Source organism: Micromonospora sp. NPDC049891 (assembly GCF_040660295.1).
Classification (GTDB): Bacteria; Actinomycetota; Actinomycetes; order Mycobacteriales; family Micromonosporaceae; genus Micromonospora.
Genome location: NZ_JBFAML010000003.1, coordinates 82170 through 94148 on the forward strand (window position 1 = coordinate 82170; position 11979 = coordinate 94148).

The following is an 11979-nucleotide window of genomic DNA, read 5'->3' on the forward strand; positions in this document are numbered from 1 at the left end:
GCGCGTTCCCGGCGCTGGACCGCTGCCTACTCCTGAGGCGGGTGCCAGGTCACGCCGTGCAGGAGTTGCCCGGCGCCGAGCCAGGCGACGTTCATCATCCGGGTGGCGGTCTTCTCCGGGTCGGCTTCCGGATGGTCGGCCAGCCAGTCGGCAAGTGACTCGCTCGCACCGACAAGCGCGTACGCGACGACCTCCAGTTCGGTGGCGGCCACCTCACGCCCACCGGCGCGCAGCGCGTGGTCGAGCATGCCGGCGACCACCTCGACCAGCCGCGCCCGCATCACTGTCAGCTCGCGGGCGAACGGCTGCTCGGCCCGGGCCTGCCGGTAGAGCACCGCCCAGCCGTCCCGGTGCGCGCCGACGAAGCCGAAGAAGGCCCGCAACCCGCGCCAGAGTCGCTCGTCGGCGGGCAGGTCCGGGGCGGCGGCACCGGCGATGGCCTGCATCATCCGGGTGCCCTCGCGGTGCAGACAGGCGACGAAGAGTTCCTCCTTGGTGCCCAGGTACGCGTACACCATGGGCTTGGAGATGCCGGCCACCTCGGCGATCTCGTCCATGCTGGCGCCGTGGTACCCGCGTCGGGAGAAGACCCGCACCGCGGAGTCGAGCATCTGCTGCTCCCGTACGGCACGTGGGAGGCGCTTGAAGGCGGGGCCGGTGGACACCTTGCGAGCATACCTACCCATGCGTAAGGTTACGCACGAGTAGCCACTGTCCGAGAGGTGCTTTCCCATGACTGACTTCGACCCGGCCAACTTCGCAAACGTCGGCCCCAAGGAGTTCGCCCAGCTCGTCAAGACCACCCCGGAGAGCAAGCTGGCCGAGGTGATGTCCGGTGACCTGCGCGGCAAGATCCTCGGCGAGGTCTTCGGGCGGATGCCGCAGCTGTTCCGCGCCGACCGGGCCGGCTCCACCAACGCGGTCATCCACTGGAACATCACCGGCGCGCCGGACGGCGGCACCGACACCTACGAGGTGGTCATCGCCGACGGCACCTGCACGGTCAACGAGACCCCGCAGCACGACCCCCGGCTGAGCCTGACCCTGGGCCCGGTCGAATTCCTGAAGGTCGTCTCCGGCGGCGCCAACCCGGTCATGATGTTCATGACCGGCAAGCTCAAGGCCAAGGGTGACCTGGGTCTGGCCGCCAACATCGCGAACCTCTTCGACATCCCCAAGGCCTGACATGGTCGAGTTCTCGCTAGACCTGAACGAGGAACAGCGGGATCTGCGGGACTGGGTGCACGGCTTCGCCAGCGAGGTCGTGCGCCCGGCCGCGGCCGAGTGGGACGCCCGCGAGGAAACCCCCTGGCCGGTCATCCAGGAGGCGGCGAAGGTCGGCCTCTACGGCTTCGAGTTCCTCGCCACCTGCTGGGCCGACCCCACCGGGCTGTCGCTGCCGATCGCCAGCGAGGAACTGTTCTGGGGCGATGCCGGCATCGGGTTGAGCATCTTCGGCACCTCCCTCGCGGTCGCCGCCATCTACGGCGCGGGCACCCCGGATCAGCTCGTCGAATGGGTGCCGCAGTGCTTCGGTGACGTCGACTCCCCGGCGGTCGCCGCCTTCTGCACCTCCGAACCGGAAGCCGGTTCCGACGTCGCCGCCATGCGTACCCGGGCCCGCTACGACGAGGCCACCGACGAGTGGGTGCTGCGCGGGCAGAAGGCGTACGCCACGAACGGCGGGATCGCCGGCGTGCACGTGGTCACCGCCTCGGTCGAACCGGACCTGGGCTCGCGGGGACAGGCCGCGTTCGTCGTGCCGCCGGGCACCGCCGGGCTCAGCGCCACCCGCAAGCTGCGCAAGCTCGGCCTGCGCGCCTCGCACACCGCCGATGTCTTCCTCGACGACGTCCGGGTGCCGGGCCGGTGTCTGCTCGGCGGCAAGGAGGCGCTCGACGAACGCCTCGCCCGCGCCCGCTCCGGGCAACGCGCTTCCGGCCAGGCCGCGATGCGTACGTTCGAGTTGTCCCGACCCACCGTCGGCGCGCAGGCGCTCGGGGTGGCCCGGGCCGCCTACGAATACGCCCTGGAGTACGCGAAGGAGCGGGTCCAGTTCGGTCGTCCGATCATCACCAACCAGGCTGTCGCGTTCGCCCTTGCCGACATGAAGATGGAGATCGACGCCGCTCGGCTGCTGGTCTGGCGGGCCTCCTGGATGGGCCGCAACAACCGGCCGTTCACCGCCGGTGAGGGCTCGATGTCCAAGCTCAAGGCCGGCGAGGTGGCCGTATCGGTGACCGAGAAGGCGGTCCAGCTGCTCGGTGGGGCGGGGTTCCTTCGGGACCACCCGGTCGAGCGCTGGTACCGCGACGCCAAGATCTACACCATCTTCGAGGGCACCTCGGAGATCCAGCGGCTGGTCATCTCCCGGGCGATCTCCGGGATGCAGATCCGCTGACCGCCAGGAGGTACGCGGGCATGGACCTGCCGTTCATCGTCACCACGCTGACTCGGCGGGGCCTGCTCGCCCCGGGCCGCCCGATCCGCGTCGCATCCCAGCTCAGCGCGCTGCGGAAATGGGGCTGGAGCCTCGCCGGTGAGCTGCGCCAAGCGGCGGCCCGGGACCCGGGCCGGGTCGCGGTCATCGACGACCAGGGCACCGAGCTGACGTACGCCGAACTGCTCGACAGGTCCATGCGGCTGGCCCGCGCACTGCGCGCCGGACTCGGCGTCCAGGCCGGCGACCGGGTCGCCGTGCTCTGCCGCAACCATCCGGGGCTGATCGAGACAGTCGTCGCCGCCACGCTGCTGGGCGCCGACGCCGTACTCGTCAACACCGGGCTCTCCCCGGCGCAGCTGGCCACTGTGGCGGAGGAGCAGCGACTACGCGTTCTGGTGCACGACGACGAGTTCACCGAACGGACCCTCGGGCTGCCGGCGGAACTGCACCGCCTCGACGAGCAGGCCCAGGAGGAACTGATCGTCACCGCCCTGCCCGGCGAACTGCACCCGCCCGAGCGGGACGGCCGGATCATCGTGCTCACCTCCGGCACCACAGGTGTGCCCAAGGGCGCCCGGCGACCCACCCCGAACGGCTTCGGCCCGCTGGTGTCCATCATCGACCGGATCCCGCTGCACGTCCGGGACCGGGTGCTGATCGCCGCCCCGATCTTCCACACCTGGGGGTACGCGGCACTACAGGTCTGTTTCGCCCTGCGGGCCACGATCGTGCTGCATCGCCGCTTCGATCCGGCCGCCACACTTGACGCCCTGGTGCGGCACCGCTGTCAGGCACTGTTCGCGGTGCCGGTGATGCTGCAACGGCTGATGGAGATGCCGGCACCGGAGCCCCGGCCGCCGCTGAAGGTGGTCGCGGTGAGCGGCTCGGCGCTGCCCGGCGGCCTGCCGTCCGCGTTCATGGACACCTACGGCGACGTGCTCTACAACCTGTACGGCTCGACCGAGGCGTCCTGGGCCTCCATCGCCACCCCCGCCGACCTGCGCCGGGCACCCACCACAGCGGGCAGACCGCCGCACGGGACCCGCCTGGAGATCGTCGACGACGACGGCGAGCCGGTGCCCGGTGGCCGGGTCGGGCGGATCCTGGTCGGCAACGAGATGCTCTTCGAGGGCTACACCTCGGGTGCCGACCGGGACCGGCACGACGGCCTGCTGGACACCGGTGACCTGGGCCGGGTCAACGCCGACGGACTGCTCTTCGTGGACGGCCGCGCCGACGACATGATCGTTTCCGGCGGGGAGAACGTCTTCCCCGCCGAGGTGGAGCAGCTGCTCACCCAGCTCCCCCAGGTACGCGAGGCCGCCGTCATCGGCGTACCCGACCCCGACTACGGCCAGCGGCTCGCCGCCTTCCTCGCCCTGTACCCCGGCGAAAGCCTCGACACCGAGGCGGTCCGCGAGTACGTCCGGCACTACCTGGCCCGTTTCTCGGTCCCCCGCGACGTCGTCTTCGTCAAGTACCTGCCCCGCAACGCCACAGGCAAGGTGCTCACCCGCGAACTACGCCGCTACTACGGCTGACATCGCTGGCCCACCGTGTCACGGCTTGCGGCAAACCGGGCCATCACGTCGACGGGAAGGCCCCACTTGCCGCAAGTCGTGACCTCGACTGCTCACCGCTCGGTGGCGCGGCCGATGGCGGCGGCGACTCCGCCGACCCGGTCGGCGAGCAGGCCGAGCACGCCCACCGCACGGTCGACCGGATCGTCGCCGGCCCCGCCGAGCGCCCGCGAGCGCTGGAAGGCGTCCTTCACCTCGGCCCAGCGGACGGCCTGTTCCGGAGTGAGCCGGCCACGCAGCTCGGCGAGCTTCAGCAGATTCGCCTCCGCACCCGCCGCGAGGGTCTGCGCCTCACCCAGGTAGTGGTCGTCGATCACCGCCTCCAGTTCCTCGTCGGTGAGCACCGGGACGATCCGCTCGGCGAGCTTGTTCATGTTCCGGTACGACCCCTGGAGCTGGAACGGTGGTTCGGTGCGGGCGTCGTCGGACTGCGCCGCCGAGGCGATGTACGCCTGGTTGTTGGCCAGCACCACCTGCTGCACCCGCAGCAGCTTGCGCAGCACCGAGACGACCTGCTCCAACTCCACCGGCTGGTACGGGTGGGACAGCTGGTCGGCGCGGACCGTGTCGTCGCCACGGGCCATCCGTACCAGCAGTTCCAGGTCGGCGCGGTCCCGACCGGAGAGCGGTGCCAGCAACGGGTTCGCGGTGAGCGCGTTCTCGACGTAGCTGAGCGCGAAGACCTCCTCGCGGCCGGAGAGCACGTCGCCGAGGTTCCACACGTCGGCACGGTTGGCGAGCATGTCCGGCACCCGGAACCGCTTCCCCGACTCGGTGTACGGGTTGCCCGCCATACAGACCGCGAACCGCTTGCCGCGCAGGTCGTACGTGCGGGTGCGGCCCTCCCAGACGCCCTCCATCCGCCGCTGCCCGTCGCAGAGCGAGATGAACTTCTGCAACAGCTCCGGGTTGGTGTGCTGGATGTCGTCCAGGTAGAGCAGCACGTTGCTGCCCAGCTCCAGGGCGAAGGAGATCTTCTCGACCTCCTGCCGGGCGGTGGCGTCGGGCGCCTCCGCCGGGTCCAGCGAGGTGACCTTGGTGCCCAGGGCCGGCCCGTTGACCTTGACGAAGACCAGGCCGAGTCGACTGGCCACGTACTCCATCAGGGTGGTCTTGCCGTAGCCGGGCGGTGAGATCAACAACAGCAGGCCGGACTGGTCGACCCGCTTGCCGTCGCCTGTCGCGCCGAGCTGCCGGGCCAGGTTGTCGCCGATCAGCGGCAGGTACACCTCGTCGAGCAGCCGGTTACGGACGAAGGCGTTCATCACCTTCGGCCGGTACTCCTCCAGCCGCAGCCGCTCCCGCTCGACCTCCACGAGCGCGTTGCGTCGCCGCTGGTAGTCGCGGTACGCCGGCACCAGCTCGGTGCGGAACGTGCGGGTCCGGGCCAGCGTCTCGTCGAGCCGTACCTCAAGGGTGGAGCCCTCGATGCGAGGGTGGGCGCCGAGCAGACCGCCTACCGTCTCCGTCATCCGCGCCGCGCTGTCCTCGCGGGCCAGTTCGGCGCCGCACAGCTCGACGGCGATCGCCTCCGGCAGGTCGTAACCGGACAGCTCACCGTCGTCGGTGGCCAGGAAGGCGGTCAGCCACGCCTCGATCAGTTGGTACCGGCCGGCCAGGTCGTCACCGAGCGCCCGCAGGTCGTCGTCGAGCTCACGGGAGGAGCGGGACTGCGGGCCGCCGAGCGCCCGACGGAACCGGTCCAGCAGGGTGCGCGCACCACTGCCGGTGACGAACCGTACCGGCGGTGCGGCGAGTTCGGCGAACAGGTACTCGCCGGCTAGCGCGGTGCCACCGGGTGGCACCGGCAGTCCGGCATCGCGCAGGAACACCTCGATCGCCTCGGCCAGTTGGCCGCAGAGCAGGTCGGCGGCGTCCTCGCCGTCCGGGCGACCGAACCGCGCCCGAGCCCGGGCCAGCGACGCGGCGCGCGCGGTCCAGGTCGACCGGGTCGGCTCGTCGGTGGCGTACCGCCAGCAGAGCTGGGCGGCAGCGCGGTCGGCCGGCGGGTAGCGCAACAGTTCCGCACCGGCGTGCAGCCGCAGCAGGACCCGCAGGATCTCGGCGGCATCGTGATCGTGCACGCCGCGCTCGTACCCCTCGTCGTAGCGGGTCTCGGCGATCCCCCGGACCAGTTCCCGCAGTCCGTCGGCGTCCACCGCCGCCGCGTGCAGCGCGTCCAGGTCGAGCCCGTCGCGGCCGGCCTCGGCGGCGGCGAGGATCGCGGCGGCCAGGTACTCGGACCGGTACACCTGCGCCGACTCGGAGACCAGCAGTTGGTCCCAGAACCGCCGGGTCTGCTGGAACTCCTCGTCGCGTACCGGGGCTCGGTAGTCGGTGCCGGTCACCGCCACCACCATCCGGCCCTCGGCCGGCACCACCGCCACGTCGATCGGTTGGGTGTTCACCGCGAAGCGGTGCCGGCCCAGCCGGATCGTCTCGCCGCCGTCGGCGTACAGGTCGAGGCGGTCGCGCAGGCCACGCCCGGCCTCCTGGCGGGCGGCCCGGACCCGGCCGTCCAGCTCCTCGGCCCGCACCGCGTCGCCGAGGGTACGCAGCTCCTCGACCACCGCGCGCAGCTTGTCCACCATCGGATCGGCGGCGAAGTAAGTGTTGATCTCGTCGAGCGACCCGAGGTTGCCGGCCCGCCGGTGCACGCTCACCAGGATCCGTTCGGCGGAGACGACGAGCCGGTCGGCCCGCCGGGCCCGCTCGTCCAGCAGCGCCTGCTTGCGGGAGGAGAACGCCTCGTAGATGTCGGTGCGCCGGGTGGCCAGCTCGGCGAGGAAGTCGTCGAACTCACCGAACCGGGACTCCAGCTCCTCCACCCGAAGCAGCAACCGGCCCAGCTGCTCGTCGCAGCGCTCGGCGGTGTCCGCAGCCGCCAGCGCCCCCGTCACCGCCTGCCCGAGCAGGGCGAACTCGGCGGCGAAGCCGGCCCGGCCCTCCGCCGCGGCCAGTTCCCGGCGGCGCTTGTCCAGCACGGCTCGGGCCCGGTTGACCGCGCCCAGCACCTCACCGACGCGGCCCAGGATGCCGGTCCGGACTGTCGCGTCGGCGATGTCCAACCCGCCGACCACGTCGGTGATGGTCTGGAGGCCGTCGGTACGGGCGGCCAGCTCGTCGCGGACGGTGCCCGCCTCGGCCACGGTGCCGATCGCGGCGGCCTTCGTGGCGAGCCCCTCCACCTCCTGCTGGTATCCGCTGAACGCCTCGTCGCGGCGCAGGAACTCGACCGCCCGCCGGCCGGCCACCGCCAGTTCCTCGTCCAGCCGTTCGGCCAGCTCGTCGATCCGGTCGTGGTCGACGTACCGCAGTTCGCGCAGCGTCTCCAGGTGTCCCCGGGCGCGCCGCAGCCCGCCGAGCTGGGTGACCCAGTCGTCGGCGGTCAGCGGCGCCTCGCCCCGGGCCCGGCGGGCCAGCGAGGCGATCTGCTCGGCGCTGTCGTCCAGTTCGGCGCGGGCCCGCTCGGTGAGCGTACGGACCTTCTCGTGTTCCTCAAGCACGGCGGCGGCGGTGCGGCGCAGGCCGGTCAGCGGCGTGGCCAGGTCACCGAGTTCGTCCTCGCCGAGCCAGTGGTAGTGGTCGGCGATCCGCGCGCAGGCGGCGATCAGCGCCTCGTAGACCCCGGCGGTGGCGGTGCCGTCGACCATTCTGGCCGCCGAGAGGCAGTCCGAGATGCCGCGTACCAGGTCGGCGTTGCCGACCCGCTCCAGCGGCCCGGTGCCGGCCGGCTGTGCCGCCGCGTACGCGTCCGAGACGTACGGCGTCTGCCAGACCTGCATCGGGTGCACCCGGGTCGGTTCCTCGGACACCGCCCGGAACACCACAAGCGTGCCGTCGTCGAACAGCGAGAAGCCGTGGCACGGGATCGGTGCGGAGACCTCCTTGCGGATCGCGTTGTACGGCAGCAGCAGGGTCCGGCCGTCGGCGCGGGCGTGGAAGACGTAGAGCACGTCCTCGCCGTTGGGCGAGCGCACCGTCCGCTCGAACTCCAGGCCCGACACGTCGGTGTCGAACGTCCTGGTGACGCCGGTGACCAGGTGATATCCGCCCGGGAAGATGATGCCGTGGTCCTCCGGGAGCCGCTGGCAGGCGACGCCGATGCCGTCGAGCCGGACCACCTCCCGGGTGAGCGTGTTGAACACCAGGTGCCGCCACTGCGTCTCCTTGTACGGCCGCAGCCGCAGCAGGATCAGCGGCCCCACCCGGGCCCAGTGCACGTCGGCGTCGGCGAGGCTCTGCAACGGCTCGTCCACCGGCTCGGTGTAGATGCCCTCGCCGACCTCGGTGTTGTTCTCCACCTTCACGGTGAGCGTGCCGCCGACCGTCTCCACGAAGACCTGGCCGTCGATGGAGATGTGCGGGTGGCGGCCGAGGACGTGGTCCTCGCGCGTCGTCTCGGTCCACTCGAAGTCGTGCGAGGGTGGGAAGACGTGGTCCCGCTCGCCCCGGCTGTCCAGGTACTCGGGTGCGCCGTCGACGCCGACCCGCCACCGCAGCACCCGGATGTCCTCGGTACGCGGCCCGGTCTGGAACACCGCCAGCAGCCGTCCGTCGACCCGACGCAGCTGCAACAGGCGCGCCTGTCGGTAGTAGCGGTACAGCTCACCGAAGTCACGGACGAACTGCGGGTCGCGGAGCAGCCCGGGCAGCTCGTCGTGGCCTGCTTCGTCGAACCGGAACCCGGCCACCTCCGGCCCGCCGGAATCGCCGCTCCCGCCGGGGCCGCTGTGCTCCCGGGTGAACCGGTGCAGGGAGAAGACGTCGTCGACCGAGGTCTCCGGCTTCAACCCGATGAATACGTTGTAGCCGAACAGCATCAGCCCGCCCACCGAGACGATGTCCCGGGGTACGCAGTTGTGCTCCGTACGGATCCGCTCGGTGCTCAGCAGCCGCAGCTCGGTGCTGCCGAAGACCTCCAGCCGCCGGGCGTTGAGCGCCTCCGCCCGCCGGGCCAGTTCGGCCGCCTGCGTGGCGAGTCGCCGACGCAGCACCTCGTAGCTACCGTCGTCCAGTCCCGGCCCGGCACCGGCGTCCGCCGCCCCCGGACCGGTGGGGTCCGGGGCGGCCGGGGCCGGTCCGGCGTCGCCGGGCGTACGCCCGACATCTGCCGGACCGGCGGTCGGCTCACTCACCGGCGCGCTGCCGTGGGCCGGCCAGGGCGGCGACGGGGGTCTCCGCGACTCCGAGGCGTTGCGCGGCCTTCAACAGCTCCTGGAGCTTGCCCTTGTCCGCGCCACCGGAGCGAATCTGCTGCATCAGGAACGCCGACAAGGTGAGGTTCTGTAGGTCGGCGCTGTCGAATGAGCCGACCATGCGGGCCAGGTCGTCGGTGAAGCTGGCGCTGCCGTCCAGCCACGGCTGGGCCAGGTTCTTCGCCACGTCCGAGTGGGCCACGAAACCGTCCACGCTCTTGCCGTACGAGATCGAGCTGAGCAGCCGGTCGAAGAAGATGCTGTCCCCGCCGACGATGTCGATGTTCGCCTTCTCCAGGCCGGTGGCGACCAGCTTGGCCTGCGCCTCGGCGACCTGACGCTGGGTGTCCAGCCCGGCCAGCCGGACCTCCTTCTCCAACTCCAGACGCAGTCGGTACTCCTCGTGCTCCCGGGTCGCGTCGTCAAGCGCGGCCATCGCGGCGGCCTTCTCGGTGAGACCTTCGGCCTCGCCCTTCAGCTTCTCGCGTACCGCCTCGGCGGCCGCCACTGCCTTCTCGCGCTCGACCGCGGCCTCGGCGCGTCCGACCTTCTCGATCGCCTCGGCGCTGCGCTCCTGGACCTGCACCTCGGCGAGTCCGGCCGCTGCCGCCTCGGCCTGGACGCCTTCGGCCAGCCGGATCTTCGCCCGGGTGTCCAGCTCGGCGGCCTGCTGCCGGGCCTCGGCCAGCACCAGTTCCTCGCGGGCCTTGTGCTTCGCCGCCGCCTCGGCGGCCTCCGCCGCCTTGATGTCCTTGACCAGGTTCTCCTGCGCCTCGGCCTCGGCCTGGATGACGAGCGCCTGTCGGGTCCGCTCGGCCTCCTCGACCATCCGCAGCCGCTTGATGTTCTCCTCCTGCTCGGCCACGGTCTTCTCCACCGCGATCCGCTCCCGGATCACCTCGGCGATGGCCCGCTTCTCGGCCTCGACCTCCTTGTCCTTGGCGATCGTGCTCAGCTCGGTCTCCCGATCCCGGCCGATGACCTCCAGCAGGCGGTCCTTCTCGATCCGCTCGGTCTCGATGGCGATGACCCGCTCGCGGTTCTTCTCCGCGACCGCGATCTCCCGCGCCCGGTTCTCGTGCTGGATGCCCAACTGCTCGTCGGTACGGATGTTCGCGGTCTCCGCCCGCAGCCGCTCCTCCGCGCGTACCCGGGTGACCTCGGCCTCCTCCCGCGCCCGTACCGTCTCGATCTCGCGGCGCTGCTTGGCCTCGGCGTCCGCCTGCCGGCGCTCCAGCTCCAGGATGGCTTCCCGGGCGTCGACGTTCTGCCGGGTGATCTCCTTCTCCTCGCTGCGGCGGAACTCGTTGGTCCGCACGTGCTCCAGCGCGGTCAGCTCGGTGATCTTCCGGATGCCCTGGGCGTCGAGGATGTTCTTCGGGTCGAGCTGCGCCATCGGCGTCTGCTCCAGGAAGTCGATCGCCGCGTCCTCCAGGCTGTAGCCGTTGAGGTCGGTGCCGATCACCCGGATGATCTGGTCCCGGAATTCGTCGCGCTTGGTGTAGAGGTCGACGAAGTCGAGCTGCTTGCCGACCGTCTTGAGCGCCTCGGAGAACTTCGCGTTGAACAGCTCCTGGAGCGTCTCCCGGTCGCTGGCCCGCGCGGTGCCGATCGCCTGCGCCACCTTGATGACGTCCTCGACGGTCTTGTTGACCCGGACGAAGAAGGTGATCCGGATGTCGGCCCGGATGTTGTCGCGGCAGATCAGACCCTCGTTGCCGGTCCGTTCGATGTCGATCGTCTTGACCGAGATGTCCATGATCTCGGCCTTGTGCAGGACGGGCAGCACGACCGCGCCGGTGAAGGTCACGTCGACTCGTCGGACCTTGGAGACGATCAGGGCCTTGCCCTGCTCGACCTTGCGGAACAGCCGGCTGACCATGAACACCACGCCGAGCGCGACGAGCAGGACGACGGCGAGGAGTACACCTATTCCAGTGGTGATGACATCCATGGCTGGGCGCGCGGGCGATGACGACCGGCCGACGGGCCGGGCGGGACGCCGCGCATCCTCCTTTCGGGGCGGCTCAGGGGCGGCATGGGGCTGGCCGGCGGAAGGGGGTTCACCGGCTGCCCTCGACGGGTCGGTGGTGGGCTATTCGGGGATGTGTCTCAGCGGATCGAAGGCGGGGCCGGCGGGCATCACCCAGAAGAACTCGCCGTCGGTGTCGTAGTCGTAGATCAGCGCCGAGCTGCCGGCCGGCATCTGCTCGTCGCCCGGTTGCCGGATCTGCACCACGGCCGACGAACCATCAGCTGCGGTCACCTCGGCCTGACCGAAGTCGGCGGTGACCGTACCGGTGCGTACGACGCAGAGGCGGCCGACGAAGGAATGCCGGGTGGCGTCCGTCTCGGTCGGGAAGAGCCGGCTCAACGGCACCGCTACCAGGCGGGTCACCACCCACGCGCAGGCTGCGGCGGCGAGCAGGACGCCAACCGAGACGGCGATCCGGGTGCCGGAGCCGAGGCCGAGGCCGTCGAGCAGTGCGGTGCCGGCGAGGCTGACGAACCAGGCCACCGCCACGAGCAGGGAGAAGATGACGGCACTGGGCACGCCGCCCAGGCCGAGACCGGCCAGCACGGTGCCCGGTACGCCGTCGACGTCGAGGTCGTCGCCGAGATCCAGCACGCCGCTCAGCACCAGCAGCCAGTAAGCGACGACGACCACCAGAAGGAAACTGAACAGCACTGTCGGGAAGCTGAGCGCCGCACCGAGAAAACCGGTCACCGCGTCCTCCTCCCCGTCCCGATGGGTCCT

7 protein-coding genes are annotated in these 11979 nt (G+C 71.0%); 3 read left to right on the forward strand and 4 right to left on the reverse strand.

From position 1 onward, the window contains the following. Window positions 1–26 precede the first annotated feature (26 nt). Window positions 27–665, reverse strand: coding sequence for a TetR/AcrR family transcriptional regulator (locus tag AB0I71_RS05795; protein WP_357582097.1), 639 nt, complete (start codon window positions 663–665; stop codon window positions 27–29). A gap of 67 nt (window positions 666–732) precedes the next feature. On the opposite strand from AB0I71_RS05795, the gene AB0I71_RS05800 reads away from it, so the two are divergent. From AB0I71_RS05800 to AB0I71_RS05810, 3 genes are read left to right on the forward strand one after another with little or no spacing between them, the layout of a single operon-like run. Beyond that, window positions 733–1185 carry an SCP2 sterol-binding domain-containing protein gene (locus AB0I71_RS05800; protein ID WP_357582098.1) on the forward strand — a complete coding sequence of 151 codons (453 nt, stop codon included), beginning with the start codon at window positions 733–735 and terminating at the stop codon, window positions 1183–1185. Between the two features lies 1 nt (window position 1186). Further along, complete coding sequence (locus AB0I71_RS05805) at window positions 1187–2401, forward strand: acyl-CoA dehydrogenase family protein (RefSeq protein WP_357582099.1); 1215 nt, start codon at window positions 1187–1189, stop codon at window positions 2399–2401. A gap of 20 nt (window positions 2402–2421) precedes the next feature. Continuing rightward, window positions 2422–3984 carry an AMP-binding protein gene (locus AB0I71_RS05810; RefSeq protein WP_357582100.1) on the forward strand — a complete coding sequence of 521 codons (1563 nt, stop codon included), beginning with the start codon at window positions 2422–2424 and terminating at the stop codon, window positions 3982–3984. Between the two features lie 92 nt (window positions 3985–4076). On the opposite strand, the gene AB0I71_RS05815 is transcribed toward AB0I71_RS05810, so the two are convergent. From AB0I71_RS05815 to AB0I71_RS05825, 3 genes are all read right to left on the reverse strand, one after another. Next, window positions 4077–9161 (reverse strand): DNA repair ATPase, encoded by a 5085-nt coding sequence (locus AB0I71_RS05815; protein ID WP_357582101.1) that lies wholly within the window; start codon window positions 9159–9161, stop codon window positions 4077–4079. Then, the gene (locus AB0I71_RS05820; protein WP_357582102.1) at window positions 9154–11175 is read right to left on the reverse strand and encodes an SPFH domain-containing protein; all 2022 of its coding nucleotides are present in this window, start codon (window positions 11173–11175) and stop codon (window positions 9154–9156) included. The genes AB0I71_RS05815 and AB0I71_RS05820 overlap by 8 nt, the downstream gene beginning before the upstream one ends. A 141-nt stretch (window positions 11176–11316) precedes the next feature. Continuing rightward, window positions 11317–11949 (reverse strand): hypothetical protein, encoded by a 633-nt coding sequence (locus AB0I71_RS05825; protein ID WP_357582103.1) that lies wholly within the window; start codon window positions 11947–11949, stop codon window positions 11317–11319. Between the last annotated feature and the right edge of the window lie 30 nt (window positions 11950–11979).

Excerpts from the sequence above, each read along its gene's own strand:
- AB0I71_RS05805 (WP_357582099.1), top strand. The coding sequence starts at position 1,187 with ATGGTCGAGTTCTCGCTAGACCTGAACGAGGAACAGCGGGATCTGCGG.
- AB0I71_RS05800 (WP_357582098.1), top strand. The coding sequence starts at position 733 with ATGACTGACTTCGACCCGGCCAACTTCGCAAACGTCGGCCCCAAGGAG.
- AB0I71_RS05820 (WP_357582102.1), bottom strand. The coding sequence starts at position 11,175 with ATGGATGTCATCACCACTGGAATAGGTGTACTCCTCGCCGTCGTCCTG.
- AB0I71_RS05810 (WP_357582100.1), top strand. The coding sequence starts at position 2,422 with ATGGACCTGCCGTTCATCGTCACCACGCTGACTCGGCGGGGCCTGCTC.